The organism is Solirubrobacter deserti, assembly GCF_027587175.1.
In the GTDB taxonomy this organism is placed as follows: Bacteria; Actinomycetota; Thermoleophilia; order Solirubrobacterales; family Solirubrobacteraceae; genus Solirubrobacter; species Solirubrobacter deserti.
Map to the genome: position 1 here is coordinate 1 of NZ_JAPCID010000002.1, position 24,002 is coordinate 24,002.

Below are 24,002 nucleotides of genomic sequence, written 5' to 3' on the forward strand. Positions count from 1 at the left end.
TTGTCTCCCTAAGTCCGCTGGCCCTCCGACTGGGGCGGGGCGAGGGGGCGCCGGCCCGGGCCGACGTAGGGGGGGGCGGCGAGCTCGCGGCCGCCCCGGGCGAGGACGTCGGAGGTGCGGCCGCGCGGGCCGGCGCGACCGGGGCCGGCTTCGGCTTCGCGACGCGGCGCGGGCGCGGGCGCGGGGTCAGGGACTGGCCGGACGCGGCTTCGCCCGGGGCGCCGAGGTCGAGGACGATCTCCGGGGTGAGCTCGAGGCGGGCGCCGGTGACGTGGTCCTCGGGGGAGCCGCGCCAGGCGAAGGCGGCGATCCAGACGCCGTCGTCGTCGGGAGCCCAGGGCTTGTGGTCGAGGGCGGCGATCAGGCGTCGGCGGCGGCCGCCGGCCTTCAGGTGCAGGGTCGGGCGCATGAAGCGCTGGCCGCGCACGCCGAACCAGCGGCCGCGGACCTCCAGCCGCTCGGGCCCCTGCCAGTCGAAGCGCTCGAGCTCGAAGGTGAGCTCGTCAAGGCTCATCATCGCGATGGTTCCCCATCGTAGGAGGGCGGGCTAAGAGTCGCGGTCGGGCTCCTCGCGCGGCGCGTCGTCGCCCGGCTCGCCCGCGGGGGTGTCGGGCGTGATCCGGCCTTCGGCGATCGCGCGGCCCACGGCCTGGTTGCCCGCCGTCATCTGCATGGAGCGCAGGACCTCGTCCGATACCGGAACGCCGCGCCGGGTCACGAGCCCTCCATCAAGACGCGGGAGCGAGCCCCTGGGCGCGTTCCCGCCCGAGCACGCGAACGCGCAGCGCGAGTCATGCGACGCGGACCGCGATGATCCGGTCGTCGCCGTCGCGCGGGGAGCCGCGGCCGTCGCGATTGGACGTCGCCACCCACAACGTGCCGTCCGGCGCGGCCACGACCGTGCGGATTCGCCCGTAGCGCCCGCTCAGCATCCGCGTCGGCTTCCCCGCGGACGCGCCGTCGAGCGGCACCTTCCACACGCACTCGCCCTGCAGCGCGGCCACGTACAGGTTCCGGCCGATGATCGCGGCCCCGCTGGGCGAGGCCTCCGACGTCGACCAGGTGACCTCCGGGTTGGTGAAGCGTCCGCCCGTCGGCCCGACGCCCTCGACCTCCGGCCATCCGTAGTTGCGCCCGCGCCGGATCAGGTTGACCTCGTCGCGCGCGTTCTGGCCGAACTCGCTCGCCCACAGCCGCCCGCGCCGATCCCACGCGAGCCCTTGCACGTTGCGGTGCCCCAGCGACCAGACGCGCACGTTGTCGCCGTCCGGGTCCATGCGCAGGATCTTGCCGTTGCGCGAGGACGGGCTCTGTGACAGCGACGTGTCCCCCGCGTCGCCGACGCCCGCGTACAGCTTGCCGTCGGGCCCGAACGCGATCCGCCCGCCGTTGTGGACGCCCGCCGAGCGCAACCCCGTCAGCACCGGCCGCACGCGCTCGCCCAGCCGGAAGCGCACGATCCGGTTGTCGCCCTGGGTTGACGTCAGGTACGCGTAGACCCACCGGTCACGCGCGTAGGCCGGGGAGACCGCGAGTCCGAGCAGCCCGCCCTCGCCCGCCCCGCGTGCCACGCCCGGGACCGTCATCACCCGCCGCGGCTCGCCGCCGCCGGCGTCGATCCGCAGCACGCGCGCCGTCGAGCGCTCCGCCACGAGCGCGTCTCCATCAGGCAGGAACGCGATGCCCCACGGCACGTCGAGCCCGGTCGCGATCACGCGCCGCGCGGGCGGACGCGGCGTGGCCGTGGGCGACGGCCCGGGCGTCTCCTCCGGCGTCGCCGTTGCCGGTGGCGTGGTGGGAACCGTCCTCGCGGCCGCCTTCGGCTCAGGCTGGTCGGACCCACACCCGGCGAGGACGACAGCCGCGAGCAGGACCGACACGCGCCTCATCGCGGCGGCGGGCGGTGCGCCGGCAGCTTGACGACGGTGACGAAGAACTCGTCGATCTGCCGCACGACCTCGATGAAGCGGTTGAAGTCGACCGGCTTGGTCACGTACGCGTTCGCGTGCAGGTCGTAGGAGCGCAGGATGTCCTCCTCCGCCTTCGACGTCGTAAGGACCACGACCGGGATCGAGCGCAGCGCAGGGTCGGACTTGATCTCGGCCAGCACCTCGCGCCCGTCCTTGCGCGGCAGGTTGAGGTCGAGCAGGACGAGGTCCGGCCGCGGGTTCGCGGGGTCCTGCAGCCAGGCCATCGCCTCTACGCCGTCGCCGACGATCTTCAGCGAGTTGCGCACCTTGTTGTGCTCGAACGCCTCCTCGATGAGGACGACGTCGCCCGGGTCGTCCTCCACCAGGAGGACGCTGATCGGTTGGCTGTCGTCGTCGGTCATCGACTCTCCGTGTCCGTTTCCGCAGGCAGAGTGAAGTAGAAGGTAGAGCCCTGGCCCGCCGGACCGTCGGTGTCCAGCCACATGCGGCCGCCGTGGTACTCGACGATCTTGCGGCACATCGCGAGCCCGATCCCGGTCCCCTCGTACTGCGAGCGCGCGTGGAGGCGCTGGAAGATGACGAAGATGCGCTCGGCGTACTCGGCGTCGATGCCGATCCCGTTGTCGGCCACACGGAAGCACCAGCACTCCCCATCGCGCACCGCGGACAGCTCGACCCGCGGCGTGGCCTCCCCGCGGAACTTGATCGCGTTGCCGATCAGGTTCTGGAACACGACCCGCAGCAGCGACGCGTCCCCGCGCACGGTCGGGAGCTCTCCGTCCAGCACGAGCTCAGCACCGCTCTCCTCGATCGCCCGCGAGAGGTCCGTGCGCACCCGCTCGAGCAGCGTCCCCAGGTCGACGTCGGTGTGCGGCTGTTCCATCCGCCCCACCCGCGAGAACGCGAGCAGGTCGTTGATGAGGTCCTGCATGCGCTGGGCACCGTCGACCGCGAACCCGATGTACTGGTCCGCGCGCGCGTCCAGCTGCCCGCCGTAGCGCTGCTGGAGCAGCTGACAGAACGACGCGACCTTGCGCAGCGGCTCCTGCAGGTCGTGGGAGGCGACGTAGGCGAACTGCTCGAGCTCCTGGTTGGAGCGCCGCAGGTCGGCCTCGGCGGTCTGCAGGGCGCCGAGCTCGGCGACGATCCGGGCGCGCATCGCCTCGACATCCTCGGCCAGCTCGACCACCTCGGCGGCGCCTTCACTGCGCACCTCGCGGTCGTAGTCCCCGCGCGCGACCGCGCGCACCCGCCCGGCGAGCGTCTGCAGCGGGATCACGAGCTGACGCCGCAGGATGATCGCCACCGCCGCGAGGCTGATGAGGATCACGGCGCCGGTGAAGAGGACCCAGAACCAGACGACGTTCGCGTTGTCGCGCAAGGCCTCACGCGCGTCCGCCCGCGCAGGGCTGAGGCGGACCTGTAGCCGGCGCACGGCCTCCCGGAAGCGGTCGAACTGCGCCTTGCCCGCGTCGGCGCGGATGATCGAGCGCGCGTTCGCCGGGTCCGAGCGCATCTCGTTCACGGTCACGTCGGCGAAGTTGCGCTCCCAGTCACGGGCGGCCGCGTCGACCTCCTGCAGCTCGCGGCGCAGCGGCTGGACGCTGTCGAAGCGCAGGAATCCCAGCATGCGCGCGAGCGCCTCGTCGGCGCTCCGGCGGCCGTCCCGGTAGGGCTCCAGGAACGACTCGTCGCCGGAGATCACGAACCCGCGCAGACTGGTCTCCTGGTCGACCATCGCGATCACGACGTCCTGCGCGGCGAGGTTCGTCGGGCCGAGCTCGTCGACGAGCTCGCTGCGCGCGTTGGCGAGCCCGTTGAGCGAGAACGCGCTCCGGACCGTGCCGACGATCGCGACCAAGATCAGGAAAGCGACCCCGCGCGCGAACCACTGTCCCGCCCGCAGGCGCCGCTTCCCGCGGCGCCTCACTGCGTGCGCACCACGAAAGCCGCGACGTCGTCCAGCAGGGGACCGCCGTTGAGCTCCTCCGCGCGTTCCACGAGCGCGGCGACGAGCCCCGGCGGGCCGCTGTCCAGGACGCCGCGGACCATCGCGGCGAGCCCGTCCCCGCCCAGGCGCGCGTTCCCCATGCCGGTCCGGCCCTCGATCAGCCCGTCCGTGTAGAGCAGCAGCGACCACGCCTCCGGCAGGGCGTGCTCGTAGGTCGTCCAGCGGAAGTCGTCGACGACGCCCAGCGGCGGCTCGCCCTGCGCCGGCTCCAGCGACGTGATGCCGGCTTCGGTGATCAGCAGCGGCGGCGGATGGCCGGCGAGCTGGAGGCGCACGCTGCGGCGGTCCGGCGCGACCGTCGCCATGCACAACGTGGTGAACATCCACGAGTGGTGGCGCTCGTGGCCGTGTACGACCTGCAGCGTCGGCAGCAGCTCTTCGGGTTCGCGCCCGCCGATCACGAGCGTGCGCCACGCGATCCGCAGCGACACGCCGAGCGCCGCGGCGTCCGGCCCATGGCCGGAGACGTCGCCGATGACGGCGTGGACGGAGCCGTCCGCGGCCTGGACGGCGTCGTAGAAGTCGCCGCCCAGCAGCGCGCGGCGCCGCCCCGGGCGGTAGTGCGCGTTGAGGACCAGGTTCGGGTCGTTGACCAACGGGGCCGGGAGCAGGCCGCGCTCCAGGCGTGCGTTCTCCTCGGCGTGCAGGCGCGCGACCTCGAGCTCTCGGCGCGCCTCGTCCGCGCGCAGACGTTCGACCGCATAGTGCACGGCGCGCGTGAGCCCTTGGCCGTCGATCTGGCCCTTGACCAGGTAGTCCTGCGCACCGGCGCCGACGGCTTCCATCCCACGGCGCTCGTCGTCGAGCCCGGTGAGCACGAGCACGGCGATGTCGGCGCGGTCGGTCTTGAGCTGGTGCAGTGCGGCCAGGCCATGCGCGTCCGGGAGGTCGAGGTCGAGCAGGACGCAGTCGATCTGCGTGAGGTCCTCGCGCCGCGCCTCGGCGAGCGTCGTCGCGCGCACGATCTCCATGTACGCGCCGCTGATGTTGAACAGCTCTTCGACCAGGAGCGCGTCGCCGTCGTCATCCTCGACGAGCAGGAGGCGGATCGGCCCTGATCCAGCCGCGGTGTCCCGCGGAGCCCTATTGGCGGTCTCTGGTGGAGTCAAGTGAGTGGTCGGCGCTCTGGGAGCCGCTCCACTCTACCCAGCCCCTCGGAACGTAATCCCCAGTCCGGCGGCGGCCAGACCGAGGACCAAACTGCCCATTATGTTGAAGATCGCCGCGTTGCGGGACAGCCGGTCCGTTTCCAGCATCCAGGTGGAGAACGTCGTGTACGCGCCGACGAAACCGGTGCCAAGGACGAAGTTGTCGCCGAGCAGGCCGAGCGCGAACGCCCCGCTCACGTTGACCGCCAGCGTGCCGTACGGCACGGGCAGCGCGTAGGAGACGAGGTAGCGCGCCATGGCGCCGAGGCCGCCCGCGAGGGCCAGGGCGAGCCAGCTCGTCATACGCGGCGTCCCAGGGCGACCGCGGCGAGTCCGAGGACGATCGACGCAGCGCCGTACATCGCCGCTTCGAGCACCCGGAGCTCGAGCAGCTCCACCTGCATCGTGCTGAACGTGGTGAACGCGCCGCAGAAGCCGGTGCCGAGGAACTTCGGTGCGCGCGTGACGACCGCACCCAGCAGGAACGCTCCGACGACGTTGACGAGCAGCGTGCCCCACGGGACGGCCAGCGCCTCGGCGACGCCGGCGCGGGCGAGCGCCCCCAGGCACCCGCCCGCGAAGACGGCGAGAAGTTCAGATGGCCGTGGCGTGGAGCGGCTGGTAGAGGCCGAGCTCACCGCCGCCGGGAACCTGCATCGCGGTGACGAGGCCCCAGCTCTGGTCCTGGACGGGAGCCGTGAACTCGACGCCCTTGGCCTCCAGGGCGGCGCGGGTCTCTTCGATGTCGTCGCACATCAGGTACAGCTCGTAGTGACCGGAGGTGTCGCTCGGATGCACCGAGAGCTCTCCGGGCGGCAGCTTGAAGATCGGGTAGCCGCCGCCGGCCTCGACGTAGTCGAGATCCACCACATCGCGCAGAAAGTCGCGCAGGGCGTCGGCCTTGTCGCCGAACATGATCGTGTGAACGCCGCGGATGCTCATGACAGTGCCGGAAGCCCGTCGATGGACACGCGGTTGTGCTTGGCCTCGTAGTTGCGCATGGCGTCTGGCCCTTCTACCCGCAACCGCTTCGCCGTTGACAGGTCGCTGTGCGGGCGCTCGCCTTCATAGGCCAGCAGCGGCACGCCGTAGCCGCAGGAATCGGCGATCCGCTGCACGTGCACGACGATGATGGCGCGCCGCGCCTCGGGCGCCTCGGGCTCGTGGAAGCCGCGTTGCAGCAGCTCGTCGAACTGCTCGTCACCCGGCAGGACGACCTCGCCGCGGCCGTGCAGGCGCAGGATCCGCGGCGGGCCCTGGAAGGCGCAGAACATCACGACGATGCGCCCGTTCTCGCGGATGTGCGCGATCGTCTCCGCGCCGCTGCCCACGATGTCCAGGTAGGCGACGGTGTGATCGTCGAGCACCCGCAGCGAGCCGATCGGACCCTTCGGCGAGACGTTCACGTGGCCGTCGGTCGCGGCCGGGGCGGTCCCGACGAAGAACATCGACTGATTCGCGATCCACTTGCGCTGGTGCTCGTCGATGCTGTCGTAGATCCGCCCCATGTGGCGGCGATTCTAGATGGCGTGGTTCGCGTGGACGAGCCCGTCCGGATTCACGCGGGCGCGCACGGCGCGCAGGCGCGCGAACGTCTCGGGCTCCAGGACGTCCTCCAGGCCGACCTGGTGCTCGACGAAGTTGAGGTAGACGCTGCGGTTGGTCCACGGCTCCATCGCGCGCAGCACGCGCTTGATGGCGACCTCCTTGACCGCGCCGACCTGGCCGTCCGTGACCAGGCCGGCCATGAACAGCAGGAAGTCGCCGTCGATGCCCGCGATCGCGCCGTGGCCCGGCGTCCGGCGACGCAGCGCGCCGCCGGCCTGGCGCAGCTCGACACTGTCGAGCGGCGAGCCGGAGCCCGGGCCGACCTGCGCGAGCAGCGCGCGGATCGCTTCCGGCGTGAGCCCGTCGACGAGCGCGGAGCGGCCGACGAACGGCATCGGCTGCTCCGGGTCCTGGTGCAGGCGCGCGAGCGTGGCAGCGGGGACCATGGCGAACGTGTCGATCTCGGGCCGGAGGTCGCGCAGCGGCCGGAGCACCGCCGGGTCGCCCTGGACCGCGCCGTCGATCATCACGACGCTGCGCCCGCGCAGGAACTCCGGGAGCTCCTCGAGCGGCGGCAGCTGCATGACCCGCAGCGAGGTCGTGACGTGGTCGGGCGCGTCCTGCGCCCACGCCGCCCACGCCGTGAGCACGCGCTCGGCGTGCGCCCAGTCCCAGAGCAGGAACCCGGCGTAGACCTCGCTCAGCGGGTACAGGCGGAACTCGAGCGCGGTGACGATCCCGAAGTTCCCGCCACCACCCCGCAGCGCCCAGAACAGCTCAGGGTCGTGCTGCGCGTCCGTGCGCACGTGCTCGCCGTCCGCCGTCACCAGCTCGATCGCGGTGATGCTGTTGGCCTGCAGGCCGTGGCTGCGGGCCAGCCACCCCATGCCGCCGCCGAGCGAGTAGCCCGCGACGCCGACGCTCGGGCTCGACCCGTGCAGCGCCACCAGCCCGTGCGGCGCCGCCTGGTCCACGACGTCCTCCCACAGCGCGCCCGCCCCGACCCGCGCGATCCGGTTGGCCGCGTCGATCTCGACGCCGCCCATCGCGCTCGTCTTGAGCAGGATCGTCCGACCGAGATCACCGAGCGGCGCCGCGTTGTGGCCCGTGGTCTGCGGCGCGACGCGCAGCCCGGCCTCGCGAGCGGCGTTGACCACGGCCGCGACCTCGTTCGCGTCCGCCGGGTAGACGACCGCCGCAGGACACTGATCGACCGTCAGGTTGAACGCTTGGCGGGCGGCGTCGTAGCCCTCGTCTCCGGGCAGCGCGACGGCGCCGCCGCAGAGGTCGCGGAGCGCGGTGGCGGGATCGATCATCGTCATGGGTGACACGGTCGCCGGGCCGGGTTGCCGACGGCTTGCCACGACCTTGCCGCGTGAACCCCGGGGGTGCGTCGAGAAAGCGTCCTGTGAGGACGGGTTCTCGACGCACCCCTAGGTCTCCAGCGCGAGCGCGAGCTCCCGCGTCGAGCTCGCCCCCAGCTTCCTCAGAGCACTCCCCAGCTTGATCTCGATGATCCGCGGGGTCACGAACAGCTCCTGCGCGATCTCGCGCTCCGCCCGGCCCGCCGCGGCCAGCGCCGCCACGCGCCGCTCGGTCGCGGTCAAGGACGCCACGCCGTGCGGCATCGCCGACGCGGGCTCGACGCCGACCGCGACCAACTCGCGCCGGATGTCGCCCAGCAGCCGTTCGGCGCCACACACCTCGGCCAGCTCGTGAGCGCGCGTGAGCGGCTCCCGGGCGTAGTCCGGACGGCCGGCCAGGCGGCGCAGCACACCCAGGCCCGCCAGGGACTTGGCCAGCTCCAACCGCGATGAGGCGCGCGAGACGAGCTCGACGGCCTCTTCCAACCGCTCCAGGCCTTCCGGCCCTTCGAGCAGGCCGAGCACGCGCAGCGAGCGCGCGACGGTCCCGGGGGCGCCCCAGTCGCGAGCGCGGTCGAGCTCCTCGGCGGCGAGCGCGATCGCCTTCTTCTTCATGCCCAGCGCGTCGAGCGCCACGGCGCGCAGGCCGCTCCAGCGCGCGGCGGCAGGGTTGTGGTAGTGCCGGAAGCGCACGGCATAGTCCTCGGCGGCCTCCACCGCGTCCTCGTACTTGCCCTCGGCGACGAGCAGCTCGAGCCGGGCGTTGCACCAGTAGCGCGCGCCGTCCGAGCGCGGGCCGCGCTCGCGGGCGCGCATCAGCGCGGTGCGGGCCTCGGCGAGCTTGCCGCGCTCGGTCAGGCACCAGCTGAGGTGAGCGGCGTTCCACTGCAGGGTGTCGGCGCCATAGCCCCAGGCCTCGGCCTGCTCGAACGCCGCGGTCAGCTCCTCCTCGGCGTCCATCAGGTCACCGCGCCAGAACAACGTGAAGCCGCGCCACAGGTACATGCCGGTGACCGCGAACAGCGAGCCGCGCCGGTGCGCCTCGACCATCGCGAGGTCGAACATCTGCAGCGCCTCGTCGCGGTCGCCGACGATCAGCGGCAGGCTGGCGGCGAGCGTGAGCAGGTTGGGGTCGCGCAGCTGGAGCTGTCCGCCGGCAAGTGCGCCGAACGCCTGGGGCAACACGTCGTCGACGTGCCCGCCGGCCTGCGTCCACTCCAGCGCGGAGACCGCGCCCATCAGCTTCTCGCCGATCGTGGACATCGGCTTGCCCCGCCACGCGCGGGCCGGTGTCCACTCCTCCGGCTCCATCGAGCCGAACGGGATGCCCATCAGCGCGAAGGCGCGCAGGCCGAGCGCCTCGTCGGCCAGCTCGGGCGGGAGCGCGTCCGCGGCCTCCAGGGCCACGCGCGAGCCTTCCGCAGGCGAGCTGGTGAACAGCAGCGCGCGGCCGAGGGCATTGGCGGCTCGGACCTTCAGCTGCGCGTCGCTGAGCCCGTCGTAGGCCTCGCGCAGGTGGCGCGCACTGTCCGGGCCGCGGGTGAGCGCCTCCGCCTCGCCGAGGTCGAGCAGCAGCCGCGCGCGGTCCTCGGGCGCCGGTGGCTCCTCCAGCGCGCGCTGCATGTAGCCGACGGAGCTGTCAACGGCGCCGCGCGACATCGCGGCGTTGCCGGCCTCGTGCAGCAGGCGCGCCACGGCCGCGTCGCCGCGCCCGGGCGTGAGCATCAGCTGGGCCGCGACCTGGTCGAGGTCCGCGCCGCGTTCGCGCAACACCGCGGCCGCGCGGGCGTGCAGCAGCTCGCGCTCGCCCAAGGGCAGGCCGGTGTAGACCGCGTCGCGGACGAGCGGGTGCACGAACCCGGGCGGCGGCTCCGGGCGCAGGATCTCCGCGCGCGCCAGCGCGGCCATCGCGCCCGCGACCTGCGCCTCGTCCAGCCCCGACAACGCGGCCACGGTCGGCAGCTCCGCGCTCTCCCCCAGCACCGCGACGGCGCGCGCGACGGTGGCGGCCTCGCCCGGCAGCCGCGCCATCCGCAGCAGGACGGAGCTGGAGACGGCGCGGGAGCCGATCGCGCGCACGACGTCCGCGTGCGCCGCGTCCGGCTTGACGTGGTCGGTCTCCAGCGCGTTGAGCAGTTGGCGGACGAGCAGCGGGTTGCCGCCCGTGGTTCTGTGGCAGGCCTCGCGGAAGGCGTCGTCGGGCTCCGCGCCCAGGCGCTTGGCCACGAGGTCACCGACCGCCTCCTCCGACAGCGGGCCCGGCCGCACGTGCGCCGTCGCGGGGTCGTTGGCGATCTCGGCCAGCAGCGCGGCGTCCGTCGGCTGGTCGCCCGTGCGCACGCTCGCGGTGACGAGCACGGGCTGGCCTTCCAGGCGGCGCACCAGGTAGGCGAGGAAGCGCAGGCTCGGGCGGTCGCACCAGTGCAGGTCGTCGATCTCCAGCAGCAGCGGGTGCTCGGCAGCGAGGTTGAGCGCAAGCCAGTACAGGCCGTGCAGGGCGGCGAAGCTGGCGTCGCCGGTGGGCGTGCCGTTCTCGGGCGAGGCGAACACGACCCGCGCGGCGGCGGCGGCGCCGGCGAGCGAGTCCGGATCGGTCACGACGCCCTCGAACAGCTGGCGCACGACGCCGAACGGGAACTCGCGCTCGAGCTCGCCCGCGCGCGCGTTCAGGACGAGCGCGCCCTCGGTGACCGCGCGGCGGCGGAACTCGGCCAGCAGGCGCGACTTGCCGATCCCGGGCGGGCCCTCGATCAGCACCGCGCGGCCGTCGCCCAGGGTCGCCTCTTGCAGCCAGCCGTCGAGCAGCGCGACCTCGCGGTCGCGCTCGACGAGCGTGGACGCGCGCGCGACCGCCGGCCGCGCCGTCGGCCTCGGTGGGGCGGAGTCGTCGCGCAGCAGCTCCTGGTGGAGCGCGACGAGCGCCGAGCCGGGCGAAGAGCCGAGCTCCTCGCGCAGCAGCACGCGGATGTCCTCGTACACCCGCAACGCCTCGTTGACGTTCCCGCGGGCGCGCAGCACCTCCATCAGCGCGGCGCGCGCGGACTCGCGGTACGGCTGCGCCTTCACCGCGGCGCGGGCCGCCTCCTCCGCCTCGGGCAGCGCGGCGCCGCCGAGCCGGGCGCCCGCGAGCGCAGCCGCCTCGAGCGCCTCCACGTGCAGGTCGGCGAGCTCGGAGCGCTTGGTGTCGATCCACGGCGCCTCGAGCCCGGGCAGCAGCCCGCGCTCGGCGATCTCGACCGCCTCGCGTGCAGCCTGCCAGGCGTGGGCGGGCGTCGAGCCGCGGGCGTCGCGCACGCGGGCGCGGGCGACCTCCCAGTCGATCCACGCGTCTTCCGGCAGCTGCAGCTGCAGCTCGGAGCGGCCCTCGAGGACGCCCGGGCCGAGCGCCTTGCGCAGGCGGCTGAGCGGCGGCGCGAGCAGCGACTCGTACGCGGGCGGCGCGCCCTTGCCCGACCACAGCGCCTCGGCGAGCTCATCGCGGCGGACGGGACGGTCCCGGTTGATCGCGAGGTACGCGAACAGCAGACGCCCTTGGCGTCCGCGCAGACTCTCCTCGAGCCTCCGTCCTTGGAGCTCCACGATGAGTCGACCGCATAGCTGGATGCGGGTCGAGTCCTTCACGACCACGCGCGGAAATCTAACGACCGGTCCGGGCGATTGCAGCTTTTTGATCGATTCCAGGAAGCGGTGGGTAGCGCTCGGCCGTGGAGATCGAAGAGCAGCTGCGCGGCGTGGGGCTCCGCGTGACCGCGCCGCGGGTCGCCGTCCTGCGTGTGTTGTCCGAGTCGCGGGATCACCCGCGCGTGGACCAGGTCATCGAGCGGGTGCATCAACGGGGGCTGCGCATCTCCACGCAGGCGGCGTACGACGTGTGCGAGGCGCTGCGCGAGCGCGGCCTGGCGCGCCGGGTGGCGTTCGACGGCGGCCCGGCGCGGTGGGAAGCGGGTGCGGACGACGGACACCACCACTTCGTGTGCCGCTCGTGCGGGTGGACCACGGACGTCACCTGCGCCGTCCCATGCGTCGACGCGCCCGGCCTCGCGGTCGAGGAGGCCGAGATCACCTTCCGGGGCACATGCCCCAGCTGTCTAGTCAAGGGGGAAGCGGGATGAGCGAGCGCAAGGACCTGACCACCCGTCAGGGGCATCCGGTCTACGACAACCAGAATCTGCGGACGGTCGGTGCTCGAGGCCCGGCGACGCTCGAGAACTACCACTTCCTCGAGAAGATGAGCCACTTCGACCGCGAGCGGATCCCGGAGCGGGTGGTGCACGCGCGCGGCGCCACCGCCTTCGGGCACTTCGAGGCCACGGGCAAGGTGGGCGACGAGCCGGTCGCCAAGTACACCCGGGCCAAGCTCTTCCAGGAGGCGGGCAAGCGGACGGACGTCGCGCTGCGCTTCTCCACCGTGGCGGGCGGCCGGGACTCCTCCGAAGCGGTCCGCGACCCGCGGGGCTTCGCGATCAAGTTCTACACCGAGGACGGCAACTGGGACCTCGTCGGCAACAACCTCGGCGTCTTCTTCATCCGCGACGCGATCAAGTTCCCGGACTTCATCCACTCCCAGAAGCCGGACCCGGTGACGTTCGAGCGCCAGGTCCCGAACCGCGTCTTCGACTTCATCTCGCAGTCGCCCGAGGCCATGCACATGGTGATGCTGGTGTTCTCGCCGCGCGGCACGCCGGCGTCGTACCGGACGATGCAGGGCTTCGGCGTCAACACCTACAAGTGGGTCAACGCGGCCGGCGACACGGTGCTCGTCAAGTACCACTGGCACCCCAAGCAGGGCGTGGCCTCCTGGGCCGGTTCGGACCTGGCGACGGTGCAGGGCTCCGAGCTCGGCGTCCACACCAAGGACCTCTACGACTCGATCCAGGCCGGCGACTACCCCGAGTGGGACCTCTACGTGCAGATCATGGAGGACCACGACCACCCGGAGCTCGACTGGGATCCGCTCGACGACACCAAGACGTGGCCGGAGAACGACTTTCCGCTCCGGCACGTCGGCACGATGCAGCTCAACCGGATCCCGGAGAACTTCTTCGCCGAGTCCGAGCAGATCGCGTTCGGGACGGGTGTGCTGGTCGACGGGCTCGACTTCTCCGACGACAAGATGCTCGTCGGGCGCACCTTCTCCTACAGCGACACGCAGCGCTACCGCGTCGGCACGAACTACCTCCAGCTGCCGGTCAACGCGCCCAAGACGCGCGTGGCGACGAACCTGCGCGACGGCGAGATGACCTACTACGTCGACGAGAACGGCGGCAACCCGTCGGTCAACTACGAGCCGTCGATCACGGGCGGGCTCGAGGAGGCGCCCAAGCCGGGGCACGTCGAGCAGGGGCCGATGATCGAGGGCCGGCTCGGTCGCGCGCGGCTCCCGCGCACCAACGACTACAAGCAGGCCGGCGAGCGCTACCACCTCTCCGAGCAGTGGGAGAAGGACGACCTCGTCGCCAACCTGGTCGACGCGCTGTCGCAGTGCGACCGTCCGATCCAGGAGCGGATGGTCTGGCACTTCTACATGGTCGACGACGAGCTCGGGTCCCGCGTGGGCGACGGGATCGGGATCGGGCTCGACGAGGTCAAGGGCCTCGAGCCGCTCGCCTCCCAGACGCTCAACGACGAGGAGCGCGAGCGGCTCGCGAACCTCGGCCACAACGGCCCGCGGGACGTGAGCGACGTGGAGATGACCCACTGCGTGCCCAACGAGCACGTGGAGGTCACCGAGACTCCGGTCGGGGCGTAGGCGCATTCAGGTTCTCGCGGGCACCCGGCTGTCCGCGAGAACCGCCATCGCGGCGTTGCGGCCGTTGAGCGCGATCACGCTGCCGCCCGGGTGGGTCGCGGCGCCGCAGAAGTAGAAGCCGTCGATCGGCGTGCGCGGCGTCAGGCGGTGCTCCCACATCTGGTTGGGCATCACCTCGCCCTGGAAGATGTTGCCGCCCGTCAGGCCGATGCGCTCCTCGATGTCGGGCGGGCCGAGCACCTCGTAGGTCTCGACGATGTCCGGGAAGTTCGGCGCGAAGCGGGCGATCAGGTCGATGAACTGGCGCGCCACCTCGTCGCGGCGGGTCGACCAGTCCATGTCGTAGGGCGCGTACTGGCCGAAGACGCTCAGCAGGTGGCGGTCGGTCGGCGCCGGCGACGGGTCGTAGCCCGTCTGGATGTAGATCTCGCCGAAGCCGACCGCGGGCTCGCCGGCCGCGCAGCGCTCGAAGGCGCGCTGGGCGGCGTCGAGGCCCTCCGTGACGTCGATCGTCGCGCGGGCGGGCCACGTGGCGCCGGGCGCTGCGGTGAAGTCCGGGAGCGCGGTGAGCGCGGCGTTAAACTTGACGACCGGGCTGCGGATCTCCCACTCGCGCAGGCGCTGCTCGTAGGCGGGCGGGAGCTCGGTGAGCAGGGCGAGCGCGCGTTTGGGGTCCGCGTTGCAGAGGACGGTGCGCGCGCGGATGACCGTGCCGTCTTCGAGCGTGACGCCCTCGCCGGGCGTGATGGCGCTCACCGGGACGCCGGTCGCCAGGGTCGCTCCGGCTTCCTGAGCGGCGTGCGCGATGGCGAAGGAGATCATCCCCATGCCGCCCTTCACGTAGCCCCACACCGGGCCCTGGCCCTCGAGGTCGCCCTGGTAGTGCATGAGCTTGATCGAGGCGGTGCCCTTGTCCTGCGGGCCGCCGTAGGCCGCGATCACGCCCTGGCCGAACAGTGCGTCCTTGAGGCGCTGGTCGTCCATGTGCTCGTCGAGGACCTCCGCGATCGAGGCATCGAAGACGATGTCGATCATGTGCTGCTCGCCGTGCAGCAGCTCCTCCAGCTCGGCTCGCGTCGGGGCCTCGTCGAGCCAGGCGTCGCGGCCGCGGGTGCGCAGGCGCTGGCGGATCTCGTCGAAGAGGTGCTCGTAGGCCCAGTAGCCGTCGATGTCCTTGCGGCTGACCTTGAGCTCCTCGAGGTTGCGCTGGGTCTTGGCGTCGTCGAGCCACTGGCCGAAGGACGTGCCGTCCTCGAACGGAACCCACAGGTTGGGGTCCGCGACGTAGCACTCGAAGCCGCGTCGTCTGAGGTCCAGCTCCTGGATAACGAGGTCGTCGAGCAGGCCGACGACGTACGCGCACGGCGAGACGCTGTAGCGCTGATCCGGGAACGGGCGCTCGAGCGTGCAGGCGCCGCCGAGCCGCTCCCGGCGTTCGAGGACGAGGACGCGTTGGCCCGCTCGGGCGAGGTACGCGGCGGCCGTGAGCCCGTTGTGGCCGCCGCCGACGATGACGGCGTCCCAGTGGGTGGCCGCCAGCTCACGCACCGGCGCGGGCAGCCCGACCTCCCCCAGCTTCGCGGCGATCTCGTTCATGGTTGAGCCTCCTCGTCGGCCAGGGCGTCCACGGCGACCGCGCCGTCGGCGGTCACGATCACGGGGTTGAGCTCGATCAGCGCGAGCGGGAGCTGCTGCAGCGTGTGGGCGATGTCGGCCACGCGCGGCTCGATCCGCTCGCGCGGCGCGGGCAGCGGGACGATGGTCGCCCGGTCGAGCAGCTCGGTGTGCGTGCCGCCGAGCCCGACGACCAGCACCGGCATGAAGCCGGTCCGGTCGACGCTGACCAGCAGTTCCAGCCCGGGCGCCGTCATCCGTTCGATGTATGTGAGGCCGCGCGCGAAGGCCTCGCGTACGTCGCGCACATTGAGCTCGACGCCACCCGCGGCCGCTTTGTGTCGCAACCTCGTCGCTTTCATCGCGACGGGCCCGAGCTCGCGCGCGAGGCGCTCGGCGTCTTCGGCGTCGGTCGCGATCCGGCCCTCGGGGACCGGGACACCCGCTGCGCGCAGGAGCTGCTTGGCCTCGTGCTCGGGGATGGGCGCGCCCTTGTCGACGGGACGCTCCAGCTGCGCGATCCGCTCGGGATCCGGCGTGACCGTGAGCGCCCGGGCGGCGAGCAGCCCGCTCCTGAGGCCGGCGACCCCGTCCTCGGGCATCAGCTCGGGGATCGTCGAGGCGAGCAGCGTCGGGGCGCGGGCCTGGGCGACCGCGTCGACGATCGGCGCGTGGCCGTCGTACGCGTCGAAGAGCACGAGCACGCGCCCGATCGCGGGATCGGCGCCGAGCGCCTCGATCAGCGCGGTGAGCGCGGCCGTGTCCTCCCACAGCAACGCCGTGTAGTCGAGCGGGTTACCGGCCGTGGCCGCCGCGGGCAGGTGGCGCTCGAGCGCGGTGATGGTGTCCGGCGCGAGCGCCGGGAGGTCGACGCCCAGGGACGCCGCGAGATCGGCCGCCACGGCCGAATCTCCGCCGGAGCACGTCATGACCGCCACGCCGCGCGGCGAGGCCGCGGCGGCCGGCGCGTTCGCCGCGCCGGGCTGGGGGGCGGGCGGCGCCCCCGCACTCGGCCGGCGGGCCGGCATCGCGAGCGCCTTCGCGATCTCCAACAGGTCGTGCGGGTCCTCGGCCCAGGCGGCGCCGCACTCTTCGAAGACGGCGCGGAAGACGCGCTGGTCGCCGGCGATCGCGCCCGTGTGGGCCTCGGCGGCGGCGCGGCCGGCGCGGGAGGAGCCCGCCTTGAGCACGGCGACGCGGACGCCCGCGCGGGCGCAGGCCTCGAGGGCGGTGCACCAGCGGGGACCGTCGCCGTCGTCCTCGACGTACAGCGCGACCGACCGCACACCCTCGCGCTGCGCGACGGCGAGCAGGAAGTCGGCGGCGTCGACCACCGCCTGGTTGCCGCACGAGATCACGGTATGCAGGCGCAGGCCCCGCCGCGACGCGAGCGCGTTGACCGCGACGTTGCCGGACTGGGAGATCAGCGCGACGGGACCGGGCTCGACGTGCCGGATCGGGTCTCCCCACAGCGCAACGCGGTCGGGCAGGGAGACGATCCCGTTGCCGTTCGGGCCGCACACCGGCATCCCGTCCGCGGCGGCGACGAGCCGCGCCTGCAGACCGCGGGCGCGCACCTCGGCGAACCCCGCCGCGAACACGACCGCACCGCCGCAGCCGAGCGACGCCGCCCGCGCGACCACGTCGGTCGCGTCGGCGGCGGGCACGGCGACCACTACCGCGTCGGGCACCTGGGGCAGGTCGTCGAGCGACGGCACCGCCGCCACGCCGTGCACGGCGGACCGCCGCGGGTTGACGGCGAAAACGCGCCCGCCGTAGCCGATCCGCGCCAGGTTGAGCAGGACCTCGCCGCCGTAGGAGCCGGCGCGCTCGGACGCGCCGACCACAGCCACGCTGCGCGGCGCGAAGAGGCGGGCGCCGAGCGGCGCGGCGGAGCGCGCCGACGCGGGCGGCGACCCGGTCAGCGGCGCGGTGGGCGGGCGCGTCACCACAGCACCCGCTGCACGCCGCGGCGCTCCAGCGCCCTCGCCACGATCAGGCGCTGGATCTCGCTCGTGCCCTCCCAGATGCGGTCCACGCGCAGCTCGCGCCAGAAGCGCTCGGCGACGTTGACCCGCGTGTAGCCGCGGCCGCCCCAGACCTGCAGGCACCGGTCGGCGCAGCGGTTCGCGGCCTCGCTCACGAACAGCTTGGCCATCGACGCTTTCGCGTGCACGAGCTTGGGGTCCTCGCCGGCGTCGGCCAGCCGCGCCACCTCGAGCCCGAGCAGCCGGCCCGCGGCGGCGTCCGCGGCCGAGTCCGCCAACGGGAACGCCACGCCCTGGTGGTCGATGATCCGTGCGCCGCCCTGCTCGCGCTCGATCGCCCAGGCGGTGGTCTCCTCGATCAACCGCAGCATCGCGCCACAGCCGCGCGCGGCGATCCCGAGGCGCTCCTCGGCGAACCACGCGCGCTGGAGCTCGTCGCCACCGCCGACGCAGCCGATCACCGCGTCCTCGCCCACGACGACGCCGTCGAAGCGGATCGTCGGATGCCCGTGCGGATACGTGTGCGTGAAGGGCGGATCGTCGACCACCGAGATCCCCGGCAACGACGCGTCCACGAGGAACAGCGTCGGCTGAGGCGCCAACGCCATGACGATGAACACCGCCGCGACGTCTCCGTACGTCACGAACCACTTCTCGCCGTCGAGCCGCCAACCGCCCTCCACACGCGTGGCGCGCGTCTCGATGCCCGACGGATCGGACCCCGCGCCCTCCTCCGTCACCGCGTAGGCGTCGTGCAGCTCGCCGCGTAGCGCGGGCTTCAACCACCGGTCGATCTGCTCCGCCGACCCCCGCGCGAGCACGTTGTAGGCCGTCGGCACGTGCCACGACAACGCGTTGGTGGAGCGCCCGAACTGCTCCTCGACCTCGAACCACTCGACGTGCGACCACCCCTGCCCGCCGTGCTCCACCGCGTGCAAACCCCCCGAGACACGCCGCGCCAGCGCCTCGCGCCGGATCAGCGCGACGTCGCCGGCCCCGAGCCGCCCCAGCTCGGCGTCGATCTCGCGCGGGATCAGGATCTCGTCCACGAACGCACGCGCCCGTTCAGCGGCTGGATTCACCGTGGTCCTCCTGTAGGTTGCGCGCCGTGGAAGCCAGCCGTGCCGCCGCTCGGGCCAGCGCCCGGGCGAGGATCCTCGACGCCGCCGTGATGCTCATCGCCCGCGAGGGCATCAACGACGTCCGGGTCGCGCGGATCGCGATGCAGGCGGGCGTCTCCGCGAGCCTGCTGCACTACCACTTCGCCTCGCGCGACAGCCTGCTGGCCGAGGCGCTCGAGCACTCCTACGAGCTCGCCGGCGACCTGCGCACGAACCGGCGCGAGCAGCCGACCGAAGCGCCCGCCCGCCTCAGGTGGATGATCGACTGGTGCCTGCCGCTCCCCGGCCACCAGCACGACGACTGGATGCTGTGGGTCGAGCTGTGGCTGCACGCCGGCCGCCGCCCCGAGCTGCGCCCGACCGCCGCGCGCCTGTACGCGCGCATGCACGAGTGGTTCGACGAGGCGATCGCCGAGGGCGAGGCCAGCCACGAGTTCCGCGTCGAGGACCGCTCGCGCACCGTCGACCATCTGCTCGCGCTGCTCGACGGCTACGGCATCCGCGCGCTGATCGAGGACTTCTCGATCGAACGCGCGCACGAGGAGATCTGGGCCGCGATCGCGCCCGAGCTGGGCGTTCACTGAGCGAGCGCCTCGCGCTCTTCGGCGGTCAGCGCCCGGCCCGGGACCTCCAGCGTGGTCGCCGCCTCCACGCCGACGCCGTCCGCGGTCGCGACCGTCTCGCGCGTCCGGAACGACGCGCGCCCCACCGTGTCCAGCGTGCACGTGACCTCCACGTCGTCGCGCCCCAGTGACCGCAGGTACCGCACCGCGACGTGCGTCACCACCGCCTCCGGCACGCGGCCGCCGAGCCACGCCAGCCGCGCCTCCTCGAGGAACGTGAACAGCACGGCGGGATCGACGAACCCGTGCGCGTCCAGATCACGCGCCCGGATCGACAGCACCATCCGGTGCACGGACGCGCCGCGCACCGGCTCGACCACGGGCGGGTCCGGCAGCGTCACCCCCAGCTCGAGCTCCGCCAGCCGCCGTGCCCAGCCGGCGGCGCGCGCCGGCGGGACGTCCTCACCGTGGACCGTCGCGTGCAGCCCGATCCCGTCCAGCACCGCGACCAGCCGCGCCGCCGTGTCCTGCACGTCCGCGCACGCCCAGCAGCCCTGGCGGACGCCGTCGGCCAGCACCTCGGCGAGCACCGCCCGCCAGCCGACGTCGAACCGGCCCAGCGTGTCCCGCACGAGCGACGAGTGCACGGACGAGCCCCACGCGTCCACCCACAGCCGCCACGACCCGCTGTCCTCCCACTCGGACTGCGCGAGGTACGCCGCCAGCCGGTGCGGCGGGTCTTCGTGGCGGCGCGAGATCGCCTCCAGCGCCGCGAGGTCCTCCTGCGCCGCGGCCGCGAACGCCTCCGCCACCATCTGGTCGCGCGACCCGAAGTGGTAGTTGACCAGGCCGAGCGACGCGCCCGCCTCGCGCGTGATCGTCCCCACCGTGGCGGCCGCGAAGCCGTCGCGCCCGATGACGCGGCGCGCCGCGCCCAGCAGCTCGTCGCGCCGCCTCATGGGTCCAGCACCCGCAAGCAGTCGGCCGGGAGGTGGACGCACACGGGATCGCCGCTCGCGTGCTCGACTGCGGACCCGTCGTTGGGCACGTCGCAGCGCACCAGCGCGCCGCTCGCCAGCCGCACGCGCACGTCCTGATGGAAGCCGAGGTAGACGACCGCCTCGACCATCCCCGGCACCCGGTTCTCGCCGGCCGACCCGTGCGGCTCCAACCGCACCCGCTCGGGCCGGATCATCGCCAGCGCGTCGCCGGTCCGCCCGTTGACGTCCGCGCGCAGCGTGAACTCCCCAACCTGCAGCCCGTCACCCGTCACCGCCGCCGGGATCAGATTCGAGGAGCCGAGGAAGTTCGCCACGAACGCCGTGCCCGGCGCCTCGTAGAGCACGCGCGGCTCGTCGCACTGCTCCACGCGCCCGCCCTTCATCACCGCCACGCGGTCGCTCATCGTGAGCGCCTCGTCCTGGTCGTGCGTGACGTAGACGAACGTCATTTCGAGCGTCTCCTGGATGCGCTTGAGCTCCACCTGCAGGTCGATCCGCAGCCGCGCATCCAACGCGCCGAGCGGCTCGTCCAGCAGCAGCACCGGCGGTTCGAGCACGAGCGCGCGGGCCAGCGCGACCCGCTGCTGCTGCCCGCCGCTCAGCTGCCCGGGTCGGCGCGCCGCGAGCGAGCCCAGCTGCACGAGCTCCATCGCCTCGCCCACGCGCCGGGCGACCTCGGCCTTGCCGACCCGCTTGTAGCGCAGCCCGAAGGCCACGTTCTCGGCCACGGTCATGTGCGGGAACAGCGCATAGGACTGAAAGACCGTGTTGACCGGCCGCTTGTGTGGCGGCTTGCCCGCGATGTCGGTGCCGTCGAGCGTGATCGCGCCGCTGTCGAGCGTCTCGAAGCCGGCGATCAGCCGCAGCGTCGACGTCTTCCCGCAGCCGGATGGCCCGAGCAGCGTGAAGAACTCGCCGTGCGCGATCTCGATCGACACGTCGTCGACCGCGCGCACGTCGCCGTAGCGCTTGACCAGGTGCTCAAGCGCGAGGCTCAACCGGCCTCCCCCGTCCCAGGACCCACGCGAGCGCGAGCGCGGCCAGCGACAGCACGAGCATGATCGTCACCAGCGCGTTCAAGGCGGGCGTGGGCGCCGCGCGAGCGCTGGCGTAGATGCGCATCGGCACGGTGGTGGTGTCCGCGCCGGACGCCATGTACTGCGCGACCACGAAGTCGTCGATGCTGAGGGCGAACACCGTCAGCAGCGAGGCCGCCAGGGCCGGGCCGAGCAGCGGGAGCAGCACGCGTCGCAGCACGTGCCAGGGCGGTGCGCCGAGGTCGGCCGCGGCCTCCTCGACGTCGCGGCCGATCATCACCAGCCGCCCGCGCACGATCAGCACCACCCAGCTGAGCGAGAACGTCACGTGCCCGATGACCTGCGCCGTCGTCCCGAGCCCGATGAACCCGAACGCGCTCGTGAACAGCAGGAACAGCCCGACCGCGAACACGAGCTCCGGCGTCACCAGCGGCAGCAGCATGAGGACGTTCGAGACTCCGCTGCCCCGCCCGCGCCAGCGCTGCAACCCGAGCGCGAGCGCCGTCCCGAGCGGCACGGCGATCACCATGCTCAGCCCGGCGAGGACGAGCGAGTGCTCGAGCGCGCTCGCGAGCGTCGGATCGTTGCGCACGCTCAGCGTCGGGTCCGTCCAGAACCAGCGCAGCGAGAAGCCCTGCCCCGTCGTGCGCGAGCGGCCCTCGTTGAACGCGAACCGGATCGCGATCAGCACCGGCAGCAGCGACCAGACCACGTAGATCCACGTGACCGCCGGCAGCAGGCGAGAGCGCTTCACAGCGCGTTCTCCCGCCGCAGCTCGCGCAGGTAATAGAGCATGAACACGAGCAGGAACGCGGACAGCAGCAGCGTCAGCGCCGCGCCGAGCGCCTTGTCGGGCCCGCCCTGGACGGAGTTGTTGATCGTGTTGCCGAGCATCGCCGTGCGCGGCGACCCGGACATCAGGTCCGGCGTGTAGTAGTCGCCGAACATCGGCAGCGCGATCAGGACGATCCCGCCGAGCGTGCCGGCCCGTGACAGGGGCAGCACGACGCGCCGGAACGCGCCCGCCGAGGAGGCGCCGAGGTCCCGCGCGGCCTCGATCAGCCGCTCGTCGATCCGGTCCAGCGACGCGTACAGCGGCAGGATCAGGTAGGGCACGTAGCCGTAGACGAGCCCCATCACCACCGCGACGTGCTGGCCGCCGAGCCAGTCCTCGCCGTCCAACAAGAGCGCGTCGAGCGAGAGCGCGTTGAGCACGGTCGCCGCGTAGCCGCCGTCGGCCAGCAGGTTCGTCCAGGCGAACATCCGCATCAGGTAGGAGATCCAGAACGGCGCCGCGAGCAGGATCAGCAGCAGCGCCTTCATCCGACCGTGCGCGTAGCGCGAGACGTAGTAGGCGACCGGGTAGCCGATCGCGAGCGACAGCGCCACCGCGATCGCGACATACAGCAGCGTCCGCACGAACACCGGCCAGGTCCGGCCGCCGGGCGCGATGTCCTCGAGCGCCTGCAGCATGTAGCCGACGTTCCACTCGAGCGGGTTCCAGTGCGGGACCGGGTCGTAGACGTCCGTGACGTTCCCGAAGCCGACCGCCACCACCGCGTAGAAGGCGACGAGGAAGAACGCGGCGAGCCACGCCATGCCCGGCGCCGCGAACAGGGCCCACCGTCTCATCCGTTCCGGAAGGCGCCCCAGGCCTGATCCCAGCGCCGCCGGCCTTCGGCGGTCAGCGCCAGGTACGCGTTGCCGTTGGCGTAGTCCTCGCGCGTGACGACGCAGTTGCGCAGGTTCGCCGGCAGCACCTGCTGCTCGAACAGCGCGGCGGCGTCGATCTTGGTGATCGGCGGCTGGTAGCCGACGTAGCCCGTGAAGTTGGTCAGGGCGACGTCCGGCCGGAGCAGGAAGTTGAGGAACCGGTGCGCCATCACCGGCTTGCGCGCCTCCACGCCGACGCACATGCAGTCGTTGAAGACCGGGCCGCCGACCTTCTGGTACCAGTAGCTGAGCACGTCGCCCGACGTCCCCTCGGGCAGGTAGGAGATGACCGCGTTGAGCATGTCGCCCGACCAGACGTGGTTCATCGTCATGCGGCCGGCGGGCAGCGTCTCGTAGCCGTTGATCGCCACCTTCACGCGGGTGATGTCGTTGAGCTCGACCAGGTCGTCCGAAGCCCGCTTGAGCGCGGCCTCGTCCTCGGTGTTGAGGTTGGACACGCCGCGCCGCATCAGCGCCATGCCGAGCGCCTCGCGCGCGTCGTCGAGCACGGCGACCTTGCCGCGCAGCGCCTGCGACTCCCAGAACGCCTCCCAGCCGAGCGCGTTCGGGTCCAGCGCGCCGATCTGGTCGTTGCGCCAGCCGATCCCGGTCGTGTAGAGCGTGTACGGGACCGAGTAGCGCGGGCCGACGTCATAGAACGGCGAGTGCAGCTCGGGCCAGGTCTCCTTGACCAGGTTCGGAATCAGGTCGAAGTTCAGCGGCTGGACGAGGCGCCGGCCGACCAGGCGCGGGAGGTGGTCGGGCGCGGTGAAGACCACGTCGAACTGGAAGCGGCCGGTCGAGAGCTTCGTGAACGCCTCGTCGAGCGACTGGAACGTCGTGACGCGGACGCTCACGCCCTCCTGCTTGCCGAACGCCTGGATGACCTCGGGATTGAGGTAGTCGGCGTAGTTGTAGACCTGCAGCTCGCCGCCCTTCTCGGGCGCGCCCGCCTTCACCGGGTCGCCGATCCGCGGCAGCGTGACGGGGTAGTCACGGCGGGCGAGCGGGATACCCGCGGCGTCGACCGGCCCGCCCGCCGTCTCGTCCCCCATGATGCCCGGCCCGCCGGTCCCCTCGGCGGTGGCGACGGGGGTCGTCGTGTTCTCGCAGCCCGTCAGGCTCGCCCCGGCGAGGACCGCACCGGCCGATGCCAGCAACCCCCTCCGGGACAGTCCTGAAGGCTCGTTCAAGACACACCGATCCTCTCGGTT

General features: G+C 72.6%; 22 protein-coding genes and 1 pseudogene. 3 read left to right on the plus strand and 20 right to left on the minus strand.

All coding sequences use genetic code 11. The annotated features are described in order from the left end of the window. The 12 genes and pseudogenes from OJ962_RS01295 to OJ962_RS01350 all read right to left on the minus strand — a co-directional run. A pseudogene (locus OJ962_RS01295) lies at positions 1-514 on the minus strand (hypothetical protein); the annotation flags it as partial. A gap of 33 nt (positions 515-547) precedes the next feature. Then, positions 548-718, minus strand: coding sequence for a hypothetical protein (locus tag OJ962_RS01300; protein WP_202953048.1), 171 nt, complete (start codon positions 716-718; stop codon positions 548-550). Between the two features lie 73 nt (positions 719-791). After that, entirely contained in the window at positions 792-1,889 is a 1,098-nt protein-coding gene (locus OJ962_RS01305) for a PQQ-dependent sugar dehydrogenase (RefSeq protein ID WP_202953049.1), read from the minus strand. Further along, positions 1,886-2,332, minus strand: coding sequence for a response regulator (locus OJ962_RS01310; RefSeq protein ID WP_202953050.1), 447 nt, complete (start codon positions 2,330-2,332; stop codon positions 1,886-1,888). Before OJ962_RS01310 ends, OJ962_RS01305 begins: the two co-directional genes overlap by 4 nt. Continuing rightward, positions 2,329-3,792 (minus strand): sensor histidine kinase, encoded by a 1,464-nt coding sequence (locus tag OJ962_RS01315; protein WP_255525743.1) that lies wholly within the window; start codon positions 3,790-3,792, stop codon positions 2,329-2,331. Before OJ962_RS01315 ends, OJ962_RS01310 begins: the two co-directional genes overlap by 4 nt. 65 nt (positions 3,793-3,857) lie before the next feature. Continuing rightward, positions 3,858-5,051 (minus strand): PP2C family protein-serine/threonine phosphatase, encoded by a 1,194-nt coding sequence (locus OJ962_RS01320; protein WP_202953052.1) that lies wholly within the window; start codon positions 5,049-5,051, stop codon positions 3,858-3,860. 33 nt (positions 5,052-5,084) lie between these two features. Further along, positions 5,085-5,393, minus strand: coding sequence for a CrcB family protein (locus OJ962_RS01325; RefSeq protein ID WP_202953053.1), 309 nt, complete (start codon positions 5,391-5,393; stop codon positions 5,085-5,087). Further along, positions 5,390-5,728 (minus strand): CrcB family protein, encoded by a 339-nt coding sequence (locus tag OJ962_RS01330; protein WP_202953054.1) that lies wholly within the window; start codon positions 5,726-5,728, stop codon positions 5,390-5,392. Before OJ962_RS01330 ends, OJ962_RS01325 begins: the two co-directional genes overlap by 4 nt. After that, positions 5,685-6,032 (minus strand): VOC family protein, encoded by a 348-nt coding sequence (locus tag OJ962_RS01335; RefSeq protein WP_202953055.1) that lies wholly within the window; start codon positions 6,030-6,032, stop codon positions 5,685-5,687. The genes OJ962_RS01330 and OJ962_RS01335 overlap by 44 nt, the downstream gene beginning before the upstream one ends. Then, positions 6,029-6,598, minus strand: coding sequence for a pyridoxamine 5'-phosphate oxidase family protein (locus OJ962_RS01340; RefSeq protein WP_202953056.1), 570 nt, complete (start codon positions 6,596-6,598; stop codon positions 6,029-6,031). Before OJ962_RS01340 ends, OJ962_RS01335 begins: the two co-directional genes overlap by 4 nt. A 12-nt stretch (positions 6,599-6,610) precedes the next feature. Further along, on the minus strand, positions 6,611-7,960 hold the full coding sequence (locus OJ962_RS01345) for an FAD-binding oxidoreductase (protein ID WP_202953057.1): 1,350 nt from the start codon (positions 7,958-7,960) through the stop codon (positions 6,611-6,613). A 111-nt stretch (positions 7,961-8,071) separates the two neighbouring features. Further along, positions 8,072-11,629 carry an ATP-binding protein gene (locus OJ962_RS01350; RefSeq protein ID WP_202953058.1) on the minus strand — a complete coding sequence of 1,186 codons (3,558 nt, stop codon included), beginning with the start codon at positions 11,627-11,629 and terminating at the stop codon, positions 8,072-8,074. Between the two features lie 77 nt (positions 11,630-11,706). On the opposite strand from OJ962_RS01350, the gene OJ962_RS01355 reads away from it, so the two are divergent. Together OJ962_RS01355 and OJ962_RS01360 are read left to right on the plus strand one after the other, a co-directional pair. Then, positions 11,707-12,114, plus strand: coding sequence for a Fur family transcriptional regulator (locus tag OJ962_RS01355; RefSeq protein WP_202953059.1), 408 nt, complete (start codon positions 11,707-11,709; stop codon positions 12,112-12,114). Beyond that, the gene (locus OJ962_RS01360) at positions 12,078-13,751 is read left to right on the plus strand and encodes a catalase (protein WP_407697475.1); all 1,674 of its coding nucleotides are present in this window, start codon (positions 12,078-12,080) and stop codon (positions 13,749-13,751) included. Before OJ962_RS01355 ends, OJ962_RS01360 begins: the two co-directional genes overlap by 37 nt. Positions 13,752-13,757: 6 nt before the next feature. On the opposite strand, the gene OJ962_RS01365 is transcribed toward OJ962_RS01360, so the two are convergent. The 3 genes from OJ962_RS01365 to OJ962_RS01375 are packed head-to-tail and all read right to left on the minus strand — an operon-like array spanning position 13,758 to position 18,435. Next, positions 13,758-15,347, minus strand: coding sequence for a phytoene desaturase family protein (locus tag OJ962_RS01365; RefSeq protein WP_202953061.1), 1,590 nt, complete (start codon positions 15,345-15,347; stop codon positions 13,758-13,760). Next, positions 15,344-17,314, minus strand: a complete 1,971-nt coding sequence (locus OJ962_RS01370) for a CoA-binding protein (RefSeq protein ID WP_202953062.1) — start codon at positions 17,312-17,314, stop codon at positions 15,344-15,346. The genes OJ962_RS01365 and OJ962_RS01370 overlap by 4 nt, the downstream gene beginning before the upstream one ends. Then, positions 17,311-18,435 (minus strand): acyl-CoA dehydrogenase family protein, encoded by a 1,125-nt coding sequence (locus OJ962_RS01375; protein ID WP_202953063.1) that lies wholly within the window; start codon positions 18,433-18,435, stop codon positions 17,311-17,313. Before OJ962_RS01375 ends, OJ962_RS01370 begins: the two co-directional genes overlap by 4 nt. Positions 18,436-18,461: 26 nt before the next feature. On the opposite strand from OJ962_RS01375, the gene OJ962_RS01380 reads away from it, so the two are divergent. Then, complete coding sequence (locus OJ962_RS01380) at positions 18,462-19,058, plus strand: TetR/AcrR family transcriptional regulator (protein ID WP_202953064.1); 597 nt, start codon at positions 18,462-18,464, stop codon at positions 19,056-19,058. On the opposite strand, the gene OJ962_RS01385 is transcribed toward OJ962_RS01380, so the two are convergent. Genes OJ962_RS01385 through OJ962_RS01405 form a run of 5 tightly spaced genes read right to left on the minus strand, consistent with a single transcriptional unit; the run spans position 19,052 to position 23,981 of the window. After that, complete coding sequence (locus tag OJ962_RS01385) at positions 19,052-19,996, minus strand: TetR family transcriptional regulator C-terminal domain-containing protein (protein ID WP_202953065.1); 945 nt, start codon at positions 19,994-19,996, stop codon at positions 19,052-19,054. The genes OJ962_RS01380 and OJ962_RS01385 overlap by 7 nt on opposite strands. After that, complete coding sequence (locus OJ962_RS01390; RefSeq protein WP_202953066.1) at positions 19,993-21,036, minus strand: ABC transporter ATP-binding protein; 1,044 nt, start codon at positions 21,034-21,036, stop codon at positions 19,993-19,995. The genes OJ962_RS01385 and OJ962_RS01390 overlap by 4 nt, the downstream gene beginning before the upstream one ends. Beyond that, positions 21,020-21,829 (minus strand): ABC transporter permease, encoded by an 810-nt coding sequence (locus OJ962_RS01395; protein ID WP_202953067.1) that lies wholly within the window; start codon positions 21,827-21,829, stop codon positions 21,020-21,022. Before OJ962_RS01395 ends, OJ962_RS01390 begins: the two co-directional genes overlap by 17 nt. Then, positions 21,826-22,707 (minus strand): ABC transporter permease, encoded by an 882-nt coding sequence (locus OJ962_RS01400; RefSeq protein ID WP_202953068.1) that lies wholly within the window; start codon positions 22,705-22,707, stop codon positions 21,826-21,828. Before OJ962_RS01400 ends, OJ962_RS01395 begins: the two co-directional genes overlap by 4 nt. Continuing rightward, positions 22,704-23,981 (minus strand): polyamine ABC transporter substrate-binding protein, encoded by a 1,278-nt coding sequence (locus tag OJ962_RS01405; protein ID WP_202953069.1) that lies wholly within the window; start codon positions 23,979-23,981, stop codon positions 22,704-22,706. Before OJ962_RS01405 ends, OJ962_RS01400 begins: the two co-directional genes overlap by 4 nt. Between the last annotated feature and the right edge of the window lie 21 nt (positions 23,982-24,002).

Bases quoted from the DNA above. Each gene is read 5' to 3' on its own strand.
- OJ962_RS01305 (WP_202953049.1), bottom strand. From the start codon at position 1,889: ATGAGGCGCGTGTCGGTCCTGCTCGCGGCTGTCGTCCTCGCCGGGTGT.
- OJ962_RS01400 (WP_202953068.1), bottom strand. From the start codon at position 22,707: ATGAGACGGTGGGCCCTGTTCGCGGCGCCGGGCATGGCGTGGCTCGCC.
- OJ962_RS01340 (WP_202953056.1), bottom strand. From the start codon at position 6,598: ATGGGGCGGATCTACGACAGCATCGACGAGCACCAGCGCAAGTGGATC.
- OJ962_RS01310 (WP_202953050.1), bottom strand. From the start codon at position 2,332: ATGACCGACGACGACAGCCAACCGATCAGCGTCCTCCTGGTGGAGGAC.
- OJ962_RS01360 (WP_407697475.1), top strand. From the start codon at position 12,078: ATGCCCCAGCTGTCTAGTCAAGGGGGAAGCGGGATGAGCGAGCGCAAG.
- OJ962_RS01365 (WP_202953061.1), bottom strand. From the start codon at position 15,347: ATGAACGAGATCGCCGCGAAGCTGGGGGAGGTCGGGCTGCCCGCGCCG.
- OJ962_RS01385 (WP_202953065.1), bottom strand. From the start codon at position 19,996: ATGAGGCGGCGCGACGAGCTGCTGGGCGCGGCGCGCCGCGTCATCGGG.
- OJ962_RS01345 (WP_202953057.1), bottom strand. From the start codon at position 7,960: ATGACGATGATCGATCCCGCCACCGCGCTCCGCGACCTCTGCGGCGGC.
- OJ962_RS01325 (WP_202953053.1), bottom strand. From the start codon at position 5,393: ATGACGAGCTGGCTCGCCCTGGCCCTCGCGGGCGGCCTCGGCGCCATG.
- OJ962_RS01335 (WP_202953055.1), bottom strand. From the start codon at position 6,032: ATGAGCATCCGCGGCGTTCACACGATCATGTTCGGCGACAAGGCCGAC.